This is a genomic window from Streptomyces sp. NBC_01288, assembly GCF_035982055.1.
Classification (GTDB): Bacteria; Actinomycetota; Actinomycetes; order Streptomycetales; family Streptomycetaceae; genus Streptomyces.
Genome location: NZ_CP108427.1, coordinates 4,485,855 through 4,503,628, shown reverse-complemented (window position 1 = coordinate 4,503,628; position 17,774 = coordinate 4,485,855). Strand labels below are relative to the sequence as shown.

Annotated in this window: 15 protein-coding genes; 12 read left to right on the top strand and 3 right to left on the bottom strand. The window is 70.0% G+C overall.

Annotated features, from left to right (window positions below):
• Window positions 1–55: 55 nt before the first annotated feature.
• The 4 genes from hemC (at window position 56) to OG194_RS19915 (ending at window position 4,592) form a co-directional block, all read left to right on the top strand.
• Window positions 56–1,000 carry a hydroxymethylbilane synthase gene (gene hemC / locus OG194_RS19930; protein ID WP_327407136.1) on the top strand — a complete coding sequence of 315 codons (945 nt, stop codon included), beginning with the start codon at window positions 56–58 and terminating at the stop codon, window positions 998–1,000.
• Window positions 997–2,703, top strand: coding sequence for a bifunctional uroporphyrinogen-III C-methyltransferase/uroporphyrinogen-III synthase (locus tag OG194_RS19925; protein ID WP_266860516.1), 1,707 nt, complete (start codon window positions 997–999; stop codon window positions 2,701–2,703). Before hemC ends, OG194_RS19925 begins: the two co-directional genes overlap by 4 nt.
• Window positions 2,704–2,964: 261 nt before the next feature.
• Window positions 2,965–3,957 (top strand): porphobilinogen synthase, encoded by a 993-nt coding sequence (gene hemB / locus OG194_RS19920; RefSeq protein ID WP_327402183.1) that lies wholly within the window; start codon window positions 2,965–2,967, stop codon window positions 3,955–3,957.
• Between the two features lie 269 nt (window positions 3,958–4,226).
• Complete coding sequence (locus OG194_RS19915) at window positions 4,227–4,592, top strand: DUF805 domain-containing protein (protein WP_327402182.1); 366 nt, start codon at window positions 4,227–4,229, stop codon at window positions 4,590–4,592.
• A gap of 21 nt (window positions 4,593–4,613) precedes the next feature.
• Here OG194_RS19915 and OG194_RS19910 read toward each other — a convergent pair whose 3' ends face one another.
• Complete coding sequence (locus OG194_RS19910; protein WP_327402181.1) at window positions 4,614–4,781, bottom strand: hypothetical protein; 168 nt, start codon at window positions 4,779–4,781, stop codon at window positions 4,614–4,616.
• Between the two features lie 299 nt (window positions 4,782–5,080).
• On the opposite strand from OG194_RS19910, the gene OG194_RS19905 reads away from it, so the two are divergent.
• From OG194_RS19905 to OG194_RS19890, 4 genes are all read left to right on the top strand, one after another.
• The gene (locus tag OG194_RS19905) at window positions 5,081–5,983 is read left to right on the top strand and encodes an SAM-dependent methyltransferase (RefSeq protein ID WP_033282416.1); all 903 of its coding nucleotides are present in this window, start codon (window positions 5,081–5,083) and stop codon (window positions 5,981–5,983) included.
• Between the two features lie 81 nt (window positions 5,984–6,064).
• The gene (locus OG194_RS19900; protein WP_327402180.1) at window positions 6,065–7,354 is read left to right on the top strand and encodes an aminotransferase-like domain-containing protein; all 1,290 of its coding nucleotides are present in this window, start codon (window positions 6,065–6,067) and stop codon (window positions 7,352–7,354) included.
• Between the two features lie 18 nt (window positions 7,355–7,372).
• Window positions 7,373–9,277 carry an FHA domain-containing protein gene (locus OG194_RS19895; protein WP_327402179.1) on the top strand — a complete coding sequence of 635 codons (1,905 nt, stop codon included), beginning with the start codon at window positions 7,373–7,375 and terminating at the stop codon, window positions 9,275–9,277.
• A gap of 43 nt (window positions 9,278–9,320) precedes the next feature.
• Window positions 9,321–10,181, top strand: a complete 861-nt coding sequence (locus OG194_RS19890; protein ID WP_327402178.1) for an arylamine N-acetyltransferase family protein — start codon at window positions 9,321–9,323, stop codon at window positions 10,179–10,181.
• A 16-nt stretch (window positions 10,182–10,197) separates the two neighbouring features.
• On the opposite strand, the gene OG194_RS19885 is transcribed toward OG194_RS19890, so the two are convergent.
• Window positions 10,198–11,793, bottom strand: coding sequence for a glycoside hydrolase family 32 protein (locus OG194_RS19885; RefSeq protein WP_327402176.1), 1,596 nt, complete (start codon window positions 11,791–11,793; stop codon window positions 10,198–10,200).
• Between the two features lie 223 nt (window positions 11,794–12,016).
• Here OG194_RS19885 and OG194_RS19880 point away from each other — a divergent pair, with 223 nt between their 5' ends.
• From OG194_RS19880 to OG194_RS19865, 4 genes are read left to right on the top strand one after another with little or no spacing between them, the layout of a single operon-like run.
• Window positions 12,017–13,426 carry an extracellular solute-binding protein gene (locus OG194_RS19880; RefSeq protein WP_327402175.1) on the top strand — a complete coding sequence of 470 codons (1,410 nt, stop codon included), beginning with the start codon at window positions 12,017–12,019 and terminating at the stop codon, window positions 13,424–13,426.
• Window positions 13,423–14,418 (top strand): carbohydrate ABC transporter permease, encoded by a 996-nt coding sequence (locus OG194_RS19875; protein ID WP_327402174.1) that lies wholly within the window; start codon window positions 13,423–13,425, stop codon window positions 14,416–14,418. Before OG194_RS19880 ends, OG194_RS19875 begins: the two co-directional genes overlap by 4 nt.
• A 22-nt stretch (window positions 14,419–14,440) precedes the next feature.
• A complete protein-coding gene (locus OG194_RS19870) occupies window positions 14,441–15,295 on the top strand; it encodes a carbohydrate ABC transporter permease (RefSeq protein ID WP_327402173.1) in 855 nt (284 codons plus the stop codon).
• Window positions 15,292–16,683, top strand: coding sequence for a glycoside hydrolase family 32 protein (locus OG194_RS19865; protein ID WP_327402172.1), 1,392 nt, complete (start codon window positions 15,292–15,294; stop codon window positions 16,681–16,683). The genes OG194_RS19870 and OG194_RS19865 overlap by 4 nt, the downstream gene beginning before the upstream one ends.
• Here OG194_RS19865 and OG194_RS19860 read toward each other — a convergent pair.
• On the bottom strand, window positions 16,646–17,710 hold the full coding sequence (locus OG194_RS19860) for a LacI family DNA-binding transcriptional regulator (RefSeq protein WP_327402171.1): 1,065 nt from the start codon (window positions 17,708–17,710) through the stop codon (window positions 16,646–16,648). The genes OG194_RS19865 and OG194_RS19860 overlap by 38 nt on opposite strands.
• Window positions 17,711–17,774: the final 64 nt, after the last annotated feature.

Sequence of the window (17,774 nt, the reverse complement as noted above, 5' to 3'; positions counted from 1 at the left end):
CGGACTCTCGACACCGGCTGAGGCGCCCCGGAGGCGGGAGCAGGAAAAAGGGGCACTGAGGCTCGGGACCAGGCGGAGCAGACTCGCCCTGGCCCAGTCCGGGTTGGTGGCGGACGCCGTGAGCCAGGTGACCGGACGGCCCGTCGAGCTCGTCGAGATCACCACCTACGGCGACACCTCCCGCGAGCACCTCGCCCAGATCGGCGGCACCGGGGTCTTCGTGACCGCGCTGCGGGACGCGCTGCTCGGCGGTGAGGTCGACTTCGCGGTTCATTCGCTGAAGGACCTGCCGACGACGCAGCCCGCGGAGCTGGTGCTCGCCGCCGTACCCGAGCGCGAGGATCCGCGGGACGTGATCGTCGCCCGGGACGCCCTGAAGTTCACCGACCTGCCCCGCGGGGCGCGCATCGGTACGGGCTCCCCGCGGCGCACGGCCCAGCTGAACGCGTACGCGCGCAGCCACGGCCTCGACATCGAGACGGTCCCGATCCGCGGGAACATCGACACCCGGGTCGGCTTCGTGCGGGACGGTGAGCTGGACGCCGTCGTCCTGGCCGCCGCCGGACTGAGCCGGATCGGCCGACTCGACGACGTGACCGACTTCCTGTCGGTCGACACGATTTTGCCCGCCCCCGGCCAGGGGGCCCTGGCGATCGAGTGCGCCGCGGACAACGCGGACCTCATCGCCGCACTCGGCGAACTCGACGACCCGTTCACGCGGATCGCCGTGACTGCCGAAAGGTCCCTGCTCGCCGCCCTGGAGGCCGGCTGCTCCGCCCCTGTGGGCGCGCTGGCCGACCTGCTGGCCGACGGGCAGATTGTCAAGGAAATGCGCCTGCGCGGAATAGTCGGCACGACCGACGGTTCGCGTACGGTGCAGCTGTCCACCACCGGTCCCGTGCCCGAGACGCATGACCAAGCACTGGCGCTCGGTCGCGAACTCGCCGCCGAGATGCTTGCCCAGGGCGCGGCCGGTCTGATGGGGGAGCAAGCCAAGTGAGCCCCACCACTCTTCCCGCCGCCGGTCCTGAACACGGGCACGTCACCTTCCTGGGTGCCGGACCCGGAGATCCGGGACTGCTCACACTGCGCGCCGTAGAGGCGCTGGCGAACGCGGACGTTCTCGTCGCCGAGCACGAGGTGCTCGACGTCGTACGTGCGCACGCCCGACCCGGCGTAGCCGTCGTGCATCCGGATCCGAGTCCTTCTTCGGGCTCGCTCCCGGGCACAGGCACGCCTCAACTAACGGTTGTTGACGGTGCGTCAACAACCGTTGGCCTACCCGCTGTGCGGGATGCGGCACATCTTGTCATGGAGGCCGCGCGGGGCGGCAGGCGGGTCGTACGTGCGGTGTCCGGGGACCCCGGACTAGATACGTACGCCGCCGAGGAAATGCTCGCCTGCGTCGCCGCGGGTGTGCCTTTCGAGGTCGTCCCGGGTGTCGCGGCGGCCGTCGGCGTGCCCGCGTACGCCGGTGTCCCGCTGCGGGACGCGCAGGGGGCGGACGTCCGGTTCGTGGACGCCCGTACCGCGTCGGACCGGTGTTGGACGGAGGTGGGGGCGTCGGACGGCACGGTGGTCGTGTCGACGTCGCTGGACTCCGTGGCTTCGGCCGCCGGTGAGCTGGTGGCCGCCGGTCGTAAGCCGGACACCCCGATGACCGTCACAGTGGCTGGTACGACCACTCGTCAGCGGACCTGGTCCGCGACCCTCGGGACGATCGCGCAGACGCTGAAGCAGGCGAAGGTGCTGCCGTCCCCGGAAGGTGGCCGACCGGTGATAGCCGTGGTCGGTGAGCGGTCCGCCGCCGCGCAGCGCGACCAGTTGTCGTGGTTCGAGTCCAAGCCGCTGTTCGGCTGGAAGGTGCTCGTGCCGCGGACGAAGGAGCAGGCGGCGTCGCTCTCCGACCAACTGCGGTCGTACGGGGCCGTTCCGCACGAGGTGCCGACGATCGCCGTCGAGCCGCCGAGGACGCCTCAGCAGATGGAGCGGGCGGTCAAGGGGCTCGTCACCGGGCGCTATGAGTGGATCGCGTTCACCTCCGTGAACGCGGTCAAGGCCGTGCGGGAGAAGTTCGAGGAGTACGGGCTCGACGCTCGGGCGTTCGCCGGGATCAAGGTCGCGGCGGTGGGCGAGTCGACCGCGAAGGCGCTGATCGCCTTCGGCGTGAAGCCGGACCTGGTGCCGAGCGGGGAGCAGTCCGCGGCCGGGTTGCTGGAGGACTGGCCTCCGTACGACCCCGTTTTCGACCCGATCGACCGGGTGTTCCTGCCCCGTGCGGACATCGCCACGGAGACCTTGGTCGCCGGGCTGATCGAGCTCGGGTGGGAGGTCGATGACGTGACCGCCTACCGGACCGTGCGGGCCTCGCCGCCGCCGGCCGATACGCGGGAGGCGATCAAGGGGGGTGGCTTCGATGCCGTTCTCTTCACGTCGTCCTCCACTGTGCGGAACCTGGTGGGGATCGCCGGGAAGCCGCACAACGTGACCGTGATCGCGTGTATTGGTCCGGCTACGGCGAAGACCGCCGAGGAGCATGGGCTGCGGGTGGATGTGATGGCTCCGGAGCCGTCTGTGCACAAGTTGGCCGAGGCGTTGGCGAACTTCGGGCTTCGGCGGCGCGCTGCCGCGCAGGAGGCGGGGGATCCGGTTACCCGGCCGAGTGAGCGTCGGCCGGGTGCTCGGCGGCGGCGTACGACCTGAGGTTGAGTCTTCGGTTGCGGCGAGTGGGGGTGGGCGTCGCGGGGGTTTTTCGCCCCCGCCGCCCCTACCCGTCCCGTCCCTGGGGGCTGCCGCCCCCAGACCCCCGCTTCGGCCTGAACGGCCTCGTCCTCAAGCGCCGGACGGGCTGAAAAATAGCGGCCTGCGTTGGAAAGTGCGCCGAAGTGGCCCCGACGTATGCCGAAATGTGCGCCGACTCGCCGTCGGCAAAGGTGCCCCTGAGGCGGGCGTAGCGTAGATGGCATGACGACGTACGGATCCTTTCCCGGCTCGCGGCCCCGGCGGTTGCGGACCAGCCCCGTCATGCGGCGGATGGTTGCCGAGACTCGGCTGCACCCCGCTGACTTCATCCTTCCGGCGTTTGTGCGGGAGGGGGTCAGTGAGCCGGTGCCGATCGGGGCCATGCCCGGGGTTGTGCAGCACACTCGGGACAGTCTGAAGAAGGCTGCCGCTGAGGCTGTTGCCGCCGGGATCTCCGGGATCATGCTGTTCGGGGTGCCGGAGGAGAGCAAGAAGGACGCTCTCGGGACGGCCGGGACCGATCCTGACGGGATTCTTCAGGTCGCGTTGAGGGATGTGCGGGCCGAGGTCGGGGACGAGCTGCTCGTCATGTCCGATCTGTGTCTTGATGAGACCACTGATCATGGGCATTGCGGGGTGCTTGATGATCAGGGGCGCGTCGACAATGACGCCACCCTTGAGCGGTATGCCGAGATGGCTCAGGTGCAGGCCGATGCCGGGGCCCATGTCGTCGGGCCCAGCGGGATGATGGACGGGCAGATCGGGGTCGTCCGGGACGCGCTCGACCAGATCGGGCGGGAGGATGTCGCCATCCTCGCCTACACCGTCAAATACGCGTCCGCGTTCTTCGGGCCGTTTCGTGAGGCCGTGGGTTCCTCGCTCAAGGGGGACCGCAAGACGTACCAGCAGGACCCGGCCAACGCGCGGGAGTCCATGCGGGAGTTGGCGCTCGACCTGGAGGAGGGTGCCGACATGGTGATGGTCAAGCCGGCCGGGCCCTACCTCGACATCCTGGCCAAGGTCGCCGAGGTCTCGGACGTGCCCGTCGCCGCCTATCAGATCTCCGGCGAGTACTCGATGATCGAGGCCGCCGCCGAGAAGGGCTGGATCGACCGGGAGAAGGCGATCTTCGAGGCGCTCACCGGGATCAAGCGGGCCGGGGCGCAGAACATCCTCACGTACTGGGCGGTGGAGGTGGCGCAGAAGCTGCGCTGACCTGACCTGACCTGGCCGTCGAACGGCCGCTGAACATCCGTCAATTGGCAACGCTTGGAGATCGTTCCGGCGTCGGGGTGATCTCGGCGAGGAGGCGGAATGCCTTTTGGCGTGAAATCGATGGCCGTTGTGGGTGGGTGTGGGATCAAATGGCCTTGCTCGTCCCGCACTTATGTGGATTTGACGCGTCCGCATCAGTGTCCTTACCTTCTGCGCCTGGCCTGATCCGTTCTGGACGGTCTGGACGTCGATCCCTGGGGGACACCACCATGAGCTGGTTCATCGAGGCACTGAAGAAGTACGCGGTATTCAGCGGGCGCGCGCGTCGCAAGGAGTACTGGATGTTCTCCCTGTTCACGGGCATCATCGCGGTTGTCCTGCTCGTCATCGGCCTCGTGATCAAGTTCCCGTACCTCGCGGTCGTCTTCTACCTCGCGATCCTGCTGCCCGGCCTGGGTGTCAGCATCCGCCGCCTGCACGACATCGGCCGCTCCGGCTGGTGGCTGTTCTTCGGCATCATCCCGATCGCCGGCCCGATCACCCTCCTGGTCTTCACGTGCACGGACGGCAAGCCCGGCGCCAACCAGTACGGCCCGAACCCGAAGGAAGTCGGCGGGATCCCGGCGCACGTCTGATCGCACACTCCACGAGGCCCGTCAGGGCGTGGACCCCGTCGACATCGACGACGTGGGGCCCACGCCGGACGGGCCTTCGTCGCGTACGCCCATGCCGTCCTTGCACCCCGAGAGCAGCAGCGCCGCGGCGAGCACGGCCGTGGCGACGGCCAGGACACGGGTGCGGGTGCGGATGGTGCGGGCCGGCATGGGTTCCTCCCGTGGAAGTGAAGTGAAGCGTCATCGGGTGCAGCTTGGGTGGTCGCGCGGGGCCCGGTCTACGGCTGTCGCCGGATTCGGGACGCCGGTACCGTCCCGGACCTTCTGACCTGCGGTGATGTCGGCTCTCAGGGGCACGTTGTGGGACGCCGGGAAGGGGTCGAGCACCCCATGGTCATGCCGGCGCCGCCCGTCCCTCGGACTGGGCACCATCAAGTCCCGGCGGGAGTTAGGTTGTTGACCACTGCTCTGGTTGTCCGTTGAATGACCCACTCTCCTGGGAGACGCGCATGCCCGGTGACGCCCTCAGTCAAGATCCCGCCGAGCTGCGAAGGAGGATCGACACCAGCAAGGCCCACCCGGCCCGCGTCTACGACGTCTTCCTCGGCGGCAAGGACAACTACCCCGTCGACCGCGAGGCCGCCGCCGCCGCGCTCGCCGCCAACCCGCGCGGGTATCTCGACGTGCGGCACAACCGGGACTTCATGCGCCGGGCCGTGACCCGGTTGTCGCAGGAGCACGGGGTGCGCCAGTTCCTCGACATCGGCACCGGGCTGCCGACCGCGGAGAACGTGCACCAGATCGCCCAGGGCATCGAGCCCGAGTCGCGGATCGTCTACGTCGACAACGACCCGGTGGTCCTCGCGCACGCCCGCGCCCTGCTCACCAGCAGCCCCGAGGGCCGTACCGACTACATCGACGCCGACCTGCGCCGCCCGGCCGACATTCTCGAACAGGCCGCCAAGACCCTCGACTTCAACGAGCCGATCGCCCTGCTGCTGGTGGCGATCCTGCACTTCGTGGAGGACGAGGAGGCGTATCCGCTGGTGCGCGAGCTGGTGGACGTGCTGCCGTCCGGCAGTCATCTGGTGCTCAGCCATCTCACCGACGAGATGCATCCCATTCCGGCCCGTGCGGTCCAACGGACGTACACGGAACGGGGGTTCACCTTCGTGTTCCGTTCCAAGGACGAGGTCGAGCGGCTCTTCACCGAGACCCCGGGCGTCACCCTGGACGAGCCCGGTGTGGTCCCGGCGCACAAGTGGCACCCGGGCCCGGCGCCCGCGCCGCCGGTGGTGGAGCAGGCGTACTTCGAGAGTCTCGACGACATCGAGAAGATCACCTATCGCGACATCAATGATGTGACGGACGACGACATCAACGTCTATGGGGCGACCGGCAAGAAGGCCTGAGCCCAGCCAGGAGGAGAGGGCGGGCGTCCGGATCGTGGAAAGGTGCTTGTAGGCGGCACGTACGTTTCTAAGCTGCGCGCCATGACCCTCACCGAGACACCCGCTGTCCCCCTGCCGCCGCTCGCCGCGCGCGCCCGTGCGATCGGGGGTTCGCCGGTGCGGGACATCCTCGCCGTCACCGCCCGCCCCGAGGTGATCAACTTCGCGGGCGGGCTGCCGGCCCCCGAACTCTTCGACGCGACCGGTATCGCGGCCGCCTACCAGGCGGTGCTCGCCGAGACACCCGCGCGGGCGCTCCAGTACGCGACGACCGAGGGCGAGCCGGTGCTGCGTGCCGCGCTCGCCGCGCGGACCTCGGCGCGCGGGCTGCCCACCGAGCCCGACGACCTCCTCGTCACCACCGGTTCGCAGCAGGCGCTCTCGCTGCTCGCGACCGCGCTGCTGGAGCCGGGGGACGTCGTCCTCGTCGAAAGTCCCTGTTATCTGGCGGCACTTCAGGTCTTCGCGTTCGCCGGTGCGCGGGTCGTCGCCGTGCCGGGGGACGGGGACGGGGTCGATCCCGAGGCGCTGGACGAACTCGTCGTGCGGGAGCGGCCCAAGCTGCTCTACACCGTGCCGACCTTCCAGAACCCCACCGGCCGCACCCTGCCCGCCGACCGCCGGGCCGCCGTCGCCGCGGTCGCCGTACGGCGCGGGCTGTGGATCGTGGAGGACGATCCCTACGGCGAACTCCGCTTCGAGGGCGAGCGGTTGCCGTGGATCGCGGCACAGGAGGGGGCGGCGGACCGGACGGTGCTGCTCGGTTCCTTCTCCAAGGTGATGGCCCCCGGGCTGCGGCTCGGGTGGCTGCGCGCGCCGGCCGCCCTGCTGCGGGCCTGTGTTGTCGCGAAACAGGCCGCAGACCTGCACACCCCGACCGTCAACCAGCTCGCCGCCGCACGGTACTTGGCGGACAACGACCTCGACGCGCACGTGGCGCGGGTGGCCGGGGTGTACCGGGAGCGGCGGGACGCCATGCTCGCGGGTCTTGCCAACGCCCTTCCCGAGGAGTCCAGTTGGGAGCGTCCCGAGGGCGGCATGTTCCTGTGGGCGCGGCTTCCGGAGTCGTACGACACGACGGAGCTCCTGCCGCGGGTGGTGCGGCAGGACGTGGCCTATGTGCCGGGGGCGCCCTTCTACGCCGGGGAGCCCGAGCGGTCGACGATGCGGCTGTGCTTCGTGACGCAGACGCCGGAGGAGATCCGGGAGGGGCTCAGGAGGCTGGGGGAGGGGCTGAGGGAAGGGCTGGGGGATTCCATCTCGGGTCAGTGCGCTTATGGTGGCCGAAGGTCATTGATATCGGTGAATCCCCTTGGAAACGCACCGAGTTGAACCCTGGGAGGAAATGCCATGGCACCGGTGCTCGTCGGACGTGAGGGTCTGCTGGCGGGAGAGCGCATACCGATCGTCGACACCCGCGTCACCTTCGGACGCAACGCGGGGAACACGGTCGTCATCGCCAGCCCGAGCGTCTCGCGTTTCCACGCGGAGATCGTCTTCGACCAGGACGAGGGCTACGTCCTGAGCGACTGCGGGAGCAGCAACGGCACGCAGGTCAACGGGGAGGAGGTGGAGTCCCGGCTGCTCCAGCCCGGTGACGAGATCACCATCGGGGACCAGGAGTTCCGCTTCGAGGTCGCCGACGCCATGCAGACCCTGATGGCGCTCAACCTGCCCCGCTCCGTGACCCACCCGGAGGAGAGCGAGGAGGGTTCGCTGCTGCGGGTCACCGTCGTGGGCGGGGGGCCGGTCGGCCTGTCCATGGCGTTGCTCCTTGAGCACTTCCTCGGCGCCCAGGTGAAGATCACTGTCTACGAGGGCCGGTGGCGCAAGGACGGCCGCCGCGTCGTCTGGAAGAGCGAGGCCGAGGGCAATGTGCGGCGCCAGCAGGTGGTGACCGTGCAGAGCCGGCAGTACCTCGCCTGGCCGCAGTACGTCCAGGAGCGGCTCTTCGACCCCGAGCACTACACCGAGATGTGGCCGTCCGGCCCGGACTCGATCGGCGACCACCACCCGCGCAACATGCGGATCGCCTACATCGAGGACAAGCTGCTGGAGCTGGCGAACGAGAAGCGGGACCGAATACGGCTCATACCGGCCAAGTTCGACCCGGCGGAACAGCGCGACGAACTCGCCTCGCAGCATGTGCTCGCGATCTGCGACGGCGGGCGGTCGCGCACCCGGGAGCACTTCGCGGCCCGGTTCGGCAAGGCCGACGAGTCGATCTACTCCCTCGACGGCGTCCATCTGCGGGACGTGGTCCTCGGGTTGAGGGTGAAGTCGGAGCTGCCCGACCCGATGGCGATCCTGCTGACGGTCGCTCAGAACCGGTTCCTGCTCAACTCGTTGCGCGGCGAGGGCTTCCTCAACATGCGGCTGACCGACGCCGAGTTGGGCGAGGTCATCGGCATCGACCCGGTCCGCCGGGTCTTCGAGGAGTGCATCGCCTCCCGCCCGTGCCTGATGAACCGCGACGAGCACGGCGACTTCCAGTGCTCCACCCACGGCACGCTGTTCCTTCCCGCGCTCATCAAGGGATCGCCCTTGTGGAAGCGCGTGCACGAGGGACTGCGGCTCTTCGACGTCTCGGACCAGGACCTGTCCGCGGTCACCAGTTTCCGCCTGGACATGGTGCAACGCCCGCGCTTCTCGGCCGAGTTGCTGCCGCCGACCGTCAACTCGCCAGGAACCTACGGCTTCCTGCTCGGCGACGCGGCCAACTCGATCCACTTCTGGCCGGGCCGGGGCCTCAACAGCGGCCTGGCGTCCGCGATTTCACTGGCCCGCTCCCTCAACAGCGCCTGGAACGGCCGCCCCTTCCGGGACGCGGACTTCCTACGGCACGAGGCGGCCATGTCGATGCTCCAGTACCGGCACAAGAGCCGCGCCTGGAAGGCCATGGTCACCACCGACGACCAGGGCGTCACCTGGGCCATCAAGGACATCATCGACCACGGCATCGACGGCATCGCGGAGGAGCCCGACCGCGAGGCGGACACCGCGACCCTGCTGGCGCGCATGGCGGCGATCCGCGACCGGCTCGCCCCCCGCCTCCCGGGTATGCCGGACGACGAGGCGATCCTGGAACGCCTTCAGACGCTGGAGTCGCGCACCCTGCGCATGCTCGTCCTCAGCGGCGCGTGGGACACCCTGACGATGGGCGGCGAGGAGGTCGACATCGACATCTTCTACGGCCAGGACTCGACGGCGGCGGCCGCGGCGGTGGAGGCGTTGGAGCCGGCGACGCAGCAGTGAGCCGTGGAGGGGGCGGGGGCCGGTGATTCCGTAGGGTGAGGGCATGGCTGACAGCGATGCCCTCGACCTGGACGAATACCTCACGCACATCGGTTGGGAGGGCGAGCGGCGGCCCGGCCCGGCGACGCTGCGGGGCGTGCACCTCGCGCACCTGTGGGGCATCCCGTTCGAGAACCTGGACGCGTTCCGGCGCACGGCTCCCTCGCTCGAACTGCCGGATCTGATGGCCAAGTTGGTGCGCGGTCGGCGCGGTGGTTACTGCTACGAGCACAACACGCTGCTCGCCACCGCGCTGAGGGCGCTGGGCTTCGGGGTGACGTTGCTGGCGGCCCGGGTGGTCGTGGGCACGGACCGGTTCGAGAGCCGCCCGCGCACCCACATGGCGCTGCTGGTGGAGGTGCCGGGCGACCCGCAGCGGTACCTGGCCGATGTCGGGTTCGGGGCGATCGGGGGCCTGTTGGAGCCGGTACCGGTGGTGGTGGGCGAGGAGTTCGAGGGCGCGGGGCGCAGGCACCGGCTGGTCCAGGTGCCGCACCGAGGACCGCTGGACCTCCTCGTCCTCCAGGCGTACGACGGCGGTGGCGGCGACGGCGGCGACGGCGGCGACGGAAACGGAGCCTGGCAGCCGCAGTACGCCTTCACCCTGGAGCCCTTCGAGCACGTGGACTTCGAGGTCGTCAACTGGCACATCGCCACGAACCCGCGCTCCCCGTTCACCAAGGGCCTCTTCGTCCAGCGGGTCACCCCTGACCGCCATCTCCTGCTCCACGGGCGCGTGTTGACCGAGACGAGGGCCGACGGTGCCGTGAGCGAGCGGGAGTTGACGGACGAGGGGGAGGTACGGCGGTTGCTGGACGAGGAGTTCGGGATCGAGGCGCCGGAGGGGATGAAGCTGCTCAGCTGACCCGGTCAGGCCGGCCTCACACCGAGAACTCGCGGATCACCGTGTCGCGGAACACCGCGCTGCCGCCGATCGTGAACAGCGCGAGCCCGGTGTCCAGCAGATACGGGAACACCTGGCTGGTGTGCACGTAACGGCCGTCGTCGACGAACATCTCCACCGACGTGCGGTCCACCAGGATGCGCAGCCTCACGGTGCCGGCGGACGGGTCGAACGGGGTGTGGCTCTCCTGCCACTTGCCGGACGTGTCGGCGTTCACCGTGTTGCGCCGGTTGAGGAAGGCGTAGTCGTCGTAGACACCGGCGTCGATGTGCCGACCTCCACTGGGTGAGCGCCTCAACTGGAGGCCCGCGCCGGTGAGTTGGGACCAGGTGATCTCGGTCGTGACCTCGTAGGAGATACCGGTGTAGTCGAGCACCTTCGTGCCGTTCACCGTCACGTCGCCCAGGTTCACCGTGCGGGAGACATGCGCGTCGAGGCCGGCGACGGGCCGGGAGGCGAGGTAGTAGGTGGTGTCGGACGCCTTCTCCAGGGTGACCTCGCGGACGACGGAGTCGGTGCCGTTGAAGCCGTCGCAGTCGATGGTGGGGGTGGTGTCGGCGTAGTCCCAGTTGTTCACCCAGCCGATCGCGTACCGGGCGGCCGCGTCCACCGCGCCGCTCGCGTCCCGCTTCTCGAAGGTGACGCCGGCGTACCAGTCCCAGCCGTGGTCGAGCCACTGCGGGTCACTCGTGTCAGCGGTGAACGCGCTGCCGTCGAAGGAACCCGTCCAGTAGGCGTACGTGTTGGGCAGCCCCGCGCTCTTGCCGTTGGCGCTCACGCCGAGCACCCATTTCACGGTGCCGTCGCCGGCGGTGACGCGGAACAGGTCGGGGCACTCCAGGACGCCGATGCCGTCGTGGACGAAACCGTTCGCGTACGTCCAGGACCTGAGGTCGTCGGAGTGGTAGAAGCCGATCTTGTCGTTCTCGGCGAGGGCCATCACCCAGCGGTCCCGGTCCTCGTCGCGGATCACCTTGGGGTCGCGGAAGTCGGCGACGCCGGGGTTGGGCAGGACCGGGTCGGTCCCGTGGTTGGTGAAGGTGAGACCGCCGTCGGTCGAGTAGTACAGGAACTGCTCCTGGTGGTCGGTGCCGCCGCCGGGAGACATGGTGACGATGACGACGACCGCGCCCGCGCCGAATCCGGCCGTGTCGCCGGTGTCGACCACCACCGAACCCGACCAGAGATCGCCGTTGACCGTGGTGTCCTTGGGCACGGCGACCCCGCGGTCGGTGAAGGAGACCAGGTCCTTGGTGGTGGCCAGGCGCCATGCGGTGCCGACGACGCCGGTGAAGTAGTCGGCGTTGTAGAGGTAGTAGTAGTGGTACTCGCCGTCGATCCAGACGGGCCGCTGCGGGTCGTTCTTCCACTGGTCGGGGACCGTGAAGTGGTACCCGGCGCGGTAACTCGCCCCGCTCGCGGCGGAGTTGGTCCCGCTCTCGGCCGTGGCCCCGGGCTTGGGCCTGGGCTTCGGAGCGGCCGTGGCCGTGCCGGTGGACAGCAGCGCGGTGGCGGTGCCCGCCGCCGATCCCGCGAACAGTGATCTCCTGGAAATTCCCGCCGTTCCGGGCATGACGCATCGTTCCTCTCGTGACGGCCCATGAGGGCCCGTGGCGGCTCGTCACACACGCGAGTGCGGCTCACGGTGCGGAGGGCGTGAAAAATCGGCTCAGATGAACGAGGACTGTAGACCTAACTCGTTAAAGGTCAAGCGTTCCCGACCCTTGACAGGCCTGCCGCCCGGTTCCCATCATCTGGGGCATCACCCCTGAACTAACACGAGTTAGGCCCGTCCGATGACTGACTCGCACCTCCCCCGCCGCACGCTGCTGCGGTACGGCGCGTACGGGGCCGGAGCAGCCGCCCTGGCCGGTACCGCCGCGAGCTGGGACCGGCTCACCGGAGCCGACATCCCCGGCCGGGACGACGGCTCCCTCGTCGTCGCCACCCTCGGCTCCGCCTTCGACCCGGCCACCGTCGACGCCCTCACCAAGGGCTTCCACCGGCTCCACCCCGACATCCCGCTGCGGGTGAACGCGGTGCAGGCCGTCGACTGGTCGGACTTCTTCGCGAAGATCCTCACCCAGATCGCCGCGGGCACCGCTCCCGACCTGGTGTATGTGGCCACCGAGGGCGTGCAGTTGTTCGCCCGGCGGCTCGGCGTGTCCCTGGACCGCTGGGTGCGGCGGGACGCGGCGGAACTGCGTGAGTACTTCGCCGACGTCCACCCCTCGCTGGTGGAGTCGATGATGTACGAGGGCAACCTCTACCAGCTGCCCATGGAGTTCAACGCCGCCGACATGTACCTCAACAAGCAGGTGCTGAAGCGGGCGGGCGCGGGGTTCCCGGCGGCCGACTGGAGCCGCGACGACTTCACCGCGCTGCTGCGGGAGATGAAGCGAACCGGCGGTTCGCACTTCACGCCGTACTTCTGGACCAACCGGCTGTGGGGCGGCGTGGTGCCCTGGCTCTTCGCGAACGGCACCAACCTGCTGAAGGAGTCGAAGGCGCCCGGCGGCTCCTGGCTGTGGGACACCTTCTACCCGGCCGCCGACCGACGGGGGCGCGGCGGCGGCTTCCGCTGGACGACCCCGCAGGCCGCCACCGACCGGGTCGAGGAGGCGTACGACTATCTCGCCTCCCTCGTCCAGGACGACCTGTGCACCCGGCCCGAGGGCGGCAACGGCAGCAACCTGGTCGGCGTGTTCTCCACCGGCCGCGTCGGCGTCACACCGGCGGGCGGCTTCTGGGCGGGCGGCCTGCAACAGGCCGGCGTGCGGGCCGACGGCTACGACGTGCAGTACTTCCCGCGCTGGCGTACCCAGCGCCACCAGTTCGGCGCGGCGGGCTACGCGCTGCTGCGCACCTCGAAGAAGCAGGAAGCCGCCTGGGAGTTCATCAAGTACGCGGCCCGCAAGGACACCATGACCCGGCTGTTCCGGACCAACCAGACCACCCCGGCCCGGCGTTCGATGCTGAACGCCGCCCGCTACGCGACGAGCGGCCCGGCGCACTGGCGGGTCTTCTACGACACCCTCGACCGCTTTCCCGACACCGGCCCGATCCCCGCGCCGCCGCAGGTCGCCGAGGTGACCGACGTGCTGCTCAAGTACACCGGCACGGCGCTGGCCTCGCCGCGTGCGGTGGGTCCCGCGCTGCGCCGGATGCAGGGCGCCCTGGAGCAGGCCATGGAGCGTGAGGTATGACGAACACCCAGGTCCCGGACTCCCAGGTTCCGAACTCTCAGGGTCCGAACTCTCAGGGTCCGCCCGTCAGTTCGCGGCCCGCCACGCCATCCGCCGCCGCCGTGCGGCCGTCCGCCCGCGACCGCGGCACCCGGCTGCTGGCCGCGCTGTTCCTGGCGCCCACGGTCGTCGGCATCGTCGTCTTCACGGTCGTGCCGATCATCGGGTCCGTCGTGCTGAGCCTGTTCCACTGGAACGTGATCGACCCGCCCCGTTTCGCCGGGGGCGCCAACTACCGTACGACCTTCACGGATTCGACCGTTCTGGTCTCCTTCCGCAACACGCTCCTCTTCATGGTCCTCGCGGTCACGCTGCAACTGCTGATCGCGCTGACGCTGGCGCTCGCGCTGAACGGGCGGATGCCGGTGTGGCTGCGGTCGGTGTTCCGTTCGGCGTTCTTCTTCCCGCTGGTGCTGTCCGCCGCGTCCATCTCGGTGGTGATGAAGTACCTGTTCAACCAGGACTTCGGGGTGGTGAACTGGCTGATCGGCCTGGTCGGCGTCGCGCCCGTGCCCTGGCTGACCTCGGAGCACGCGGCGATGGCCACGGTGATCCTGGTCTACGTCTGGCAGCAGTTCGGCTTCTCGTTCCTGCTGTTCATCGGCGGCCTGAACAACATCCCCAAGGAGATCCACGAGGCCGCCGCCCTCGACGGCGCGACCGGCCTGCGCAAGCACCTCGGCATCACGCTGCCGCTGCTGTCGCCGACCCTGCTCGTCGCCTCGGTGGTCGGCATCATCAACGCCCTCCAGGTCTTCGAACAGCCCTACGTCCTCACCGACGGCGGACCCGGCGACGCCACCCGCACCGTGGTGATGGTGATCTACGAAAGGGCCTTCGAGCAGCTCGACTTCGGCGAGGCATCCGCGGTGGGCGTGCTGCTCTTCGCGCTGATCATGGCGGTCACCGCCGTCCAGTTCCGGCTCAGCCGGCGTTTCGTCCACTACCAGTGAGCCGGTGAGCCGCATGAGCGCTATGAGCCAAGCAACCCCGACCCTGAGCCGCCTCCGCCATTCCCTCACCCCCTGGGCCCGGATCGCCGGACTGACCGTGTGCGCCCTGGTGACGCTGGGCCCGGTCATCTGGACCGTCGCCACCTCGCTGCGCACTCCGGCCCAGTCCTTCGACCTGCCCCCGCAGATCATCCCGACGCACCCGACGACCGCGGCCTACCGCGGGGTCTTCGATCAGATCGACGTGTGGCTGCTCGCCCTGAACTCCACGCTGGTGACGGCGCTGATCGCCGTCGGCCAGATGATCACGGCGGGGCTGGCCGGATACGCCTTCGCGCGCCTGGAGTTCCGCTTCAAGAAGCCGCTCTTCGGCCTGGTCCTGGCGACCATGATGGTGCCGTTGCAGGTCACCATCGTGCCGGTGTTCCTGGTGCTGAAGACGATGGGCCTCACCGACACGCTCCTCGGCCTGATCATCCCGGCCTTCCCGACCGCCTTCGGCACGTTCCTGATGCGCCAGTACTTCCTCGGCATGCCGAAGGACCTGGGCGAGGCGGCCATGCTGGACGGCGCGGGGACCTGGCGGATCTTCCGCTCGGTGTACGCGCCGCTGGCCACACCCGGCCTGGCGATCGTCGGCGTACTGGCCTTCAACTACCACTGGAACGAGTTCTTCCGCCCGCTGATCCTGGAGACCTCCAGCCAGAACTACACGCTTCCGCTGGGTCTGGTCTCCCTCCAGGGCAACCTCGGCACCGGGTCCATCTCGGTGGTCCTGGCCGGGGTCGTGCTCTCGATGCTTCCCGCCGTCGCCGTGTTCGTCGTCGGCCAGCGCCCTCTGCGCGAGGGCATCACGTCCGCAGGAGTCAACCGTTGAGCAATGACCCCAACGCGCCGCGTTTCAGGGTCCGTCCGCCCGCCGGCTGGATCAACGACCCCAATGGGCCGTTCCGTTGGCGGGACCGCTACCACCTCTTCTACCAGCACAACCCCGACGCACCGGTGCACGCGAACGTCCACTGGGGGCATGCCTCCAGCACCGACCTCGCGCACTGGGAGCACCACCCGATCGCGCTCACCCCGACGCCGGGCGGCCCCGACGAGGCGGGCTGCTGGTCGGGCTGTGTGACCGACGACGCGGGCACACCGACCGCCGTGTACACGGGAGTTGACCATGCCCACACCGGACTCGGCACCATCTGCCTGGCACGAGCGGCGGACCCGGACGACGAGCTGCTGACCGAGTGGAAGCCGCTGCCGACGCCGGTGGTGACAGGACCGCCCCCGGGACTGGACGTGGTGATGTTCCGCGACCCGTTCGTCTTCCACCACGAGGACCGGCGCTGGGCCCTCGTCGGCGCCGGGCACGCCGACGGCACGCCGTCGGTCCTGCTCTACGACTGCGACGACCTGACCGACTGGCGGTTCGCCGGTGTGCTGCTGGACGGCCGGGACCCGGTGGCCGCGGGCGTGTTCGGCGACAAGTCGGTGGGCTGGGAGTGCCCGCACCTGTACCGGACGGCAGGCGGCGAGCACGTGCTTCTGGTGTCCCTGTGGGACGGGGACCCCTGCTCCACCGGTTACCTGACGGGCCGTCTGGAGCCGGACGGCCAGGGCGGGTTGAGTTTCGCACCGCGCGCCGGCGGCCGACTCGACCAGGGGCGGGACTTCTACGCCCCCGCCGTGCTCCAGGAGCCGGACCGCGCACTGCTCTGGGGCTGGTCGTGGGAGGCCCGCCCGCAGGAGGAGTTGGACAGGGCCGGATGGGCGGGCGTCCTCACCGCGCCACGGGTCGTCGACGTCCACCCCGACGGATCACTGCGGGTGAGCCCGGCCCCGGAACTCGACCAACTCCACCCGGCCGAGCCGTTCGTCACCGCGCCGGCCCGGGTTCCGCTTCCGGACGCCTACGACCTGACGGTCACCGCCTGCGAACCGACCACGGTGACCCTGCTCCGGGACGCGGCGGGCCAGGAGCTGACCGTCCGCGCAGACCCCGCCTCCGGGACCGTCGTCCTCGACCGCGCCGCCTGGCCCCGAACCGGCGGGGAAGGCTCCGCCCCGATCACCGTGCACGTACCGAAGACGCCGGAACTCACCCTCCGACTCCTCGTCGACGGCTCCCTCCTCGAACTCTTCGTCGCGGACCGAGCCATGGTCACCGAGCGCGTCTACCGACGCCCCGGCGACACCGCCGAGCTGGTCGTCGACGGGCCGGGGGCCCGGGTCAGGGGGTGGGGGCCGGGCCCACGGAGGCTCGGGTGATTACCGGGCAGGGTAGGCGGCGGACGGTTGCCGGCGGTGCCTGGCCGGCTTCGATGGCGTCCAGGAGCAGTCGGGCCGCCGCCTCGCCCATCGCGCGGTGCGGCAGGGCGACCGAGGTGAGGGGCGGGGTGAGGAACGCGGCCATGTGTTCCTGGTCGTCGTAGCCGACCACCGACAGATCGGCGGGCACGTCGATCCCGAGCCGGGTCGCGGCGTGCAGGACGCCCGCCGCGACGCGGTCGTTGTAGCACAGGACGCCGGTGGGGCGACGGCTCGGACCGACCCCGTCGAGCAGGCGCAGCGCCCCCGCGTATCCCGCGGAGATCTCGCCGCCGCCGCGCACGATCCACTCCGCGGGCACGGTGACGCCCTCGGCGCGCAGGGCCTCCCGGATGCCGCGGGTACGTTCCGCCGAGGCGATGTCGTCCAGACCGCCGATCACGGCGACTCGGCGGTGGCCGGCTGTGAGCAGCAGCCGGGCGGCCGTACGGCCCCCGGCTCGCTCGGCGGGGACCACGGCGGGCAGGGAGTCGTCCTCGGGAAGGCAGTTGGCCAGCACGGAGTGGGTGCGGCGCAGGCCCTCGGGGACGCGGACCCGGCGCAGCGACATCGCCGCGTAGATGATGCCGTCCACGCGCCGGTCGAGCAGTTCCGCGACGGCCGCGTCCTCCTTGACCGGGTCACCGCCGGAGTCGACGGTGAGGACGAGGTGGTCCCTGTCCCAGGCGGTCTCCATGGCGCCGCGCAGCAGCCGGCCGGCGAACGGCGAGGACGCGATCTCGTCGGTGACCAGCCCGATCACGGCCGTACGGCGACGGCGCAGACCGCGGGCCACCGGGTCGGGGCGGTAGCCCAGCTGGGCCGCGGCCTGCCGGATGCGTTCCTGGGTGGCGGGGGAGAGGTTGCCGTCGGCCCGGCCGTTGAACACGAAGGACACCGCGGTGTGCGACACGCCTGCGAGCCGGGCGACGTCCCGTGACGTCGGGCGCCCGGTGCCCGTGGTTCCGCTCTCCTCGGCACCGCCCACGCCGTCCGCCGCCCTCGCCCAGCCCGTCCCTGTAGATCACCGCCCACCCTATCCGCGGCCCCGT

Coding starts and splice junctions, on each gene's coding strand:
- OG194_RS19900 (WP_327402180.1), top strand. CDS start 6,065: ATGACCCTCACCGAGACACCCGCTGTCCCCCTGCCGCCGCTCGCCGCG.
- OG194_RS19870 (WP_327402173.1), top strand. CDS start 14,441: ATGAGCCAAGCAACCCCGACCCTGAGCCGCCTCCGCCATTCCCTCACC.
- OG194_RS19885 (WP_327402176.1), bottom strand. CDS start 11,793: ATGCCCGGAACGGCGGGAATTTCCAGGAGATCACTGTTCGCGGGATCG.
- OG194_RS19910 (WP_327402181.1), bottom strand. CDS start 4,781: ATGCCGGCCCGCACCATCCGCACCCGCACCCGTGTCCTGGCCGTCGCC.
- OG194_RS19880 (WP_327402175.1), top strand. CDS start 12,017: ATGACTGACTCGCACCTCCCCCGCCGCACGCTGCTGCGGTACGGCGCG.
- OG194_RS19890 (WP_327402178.1), top strand. CDS start 9,321: ATGGCTGACAGCGATGCCCTCGACCTGGACGAATACCTCACGCACATC.
- hemB (WP_327402183.1), top strand. CDS start 2,965: ATGACGACGTACGGATCCTTTCCCGGCTCGCGGCCCCGGCGGTTGCGG.
- OG194_RS19875 (WP_327402174.1), top strand. CDS start 13,423: ATGACGAACACCCAGGTCCCGGACTCCCAGGTTCCGAACTCTCAGGGT.
- OG194_RS19905 (WP_033282416.1), top strand. CDS start 5,081: ATGCCCGGTGACGCCCTCAGTCAAGATCCCGCCGAGCTGCGAAGGAGG.
- OG194_RS19895 (WP_327402179.1), top strand. CDS start 7,373: ATGGCACCGGTGCTCGTCGGACGTGAGGGTCTGCTGGCGGGAGAGCGC.
- OG194_RS19915 (WP_327402182.1), top strand. CDS start 4,227: ATGAGCTGGTTCATCGAGGCACTGAAGAAGTACGCGGTATTCAGCGGG.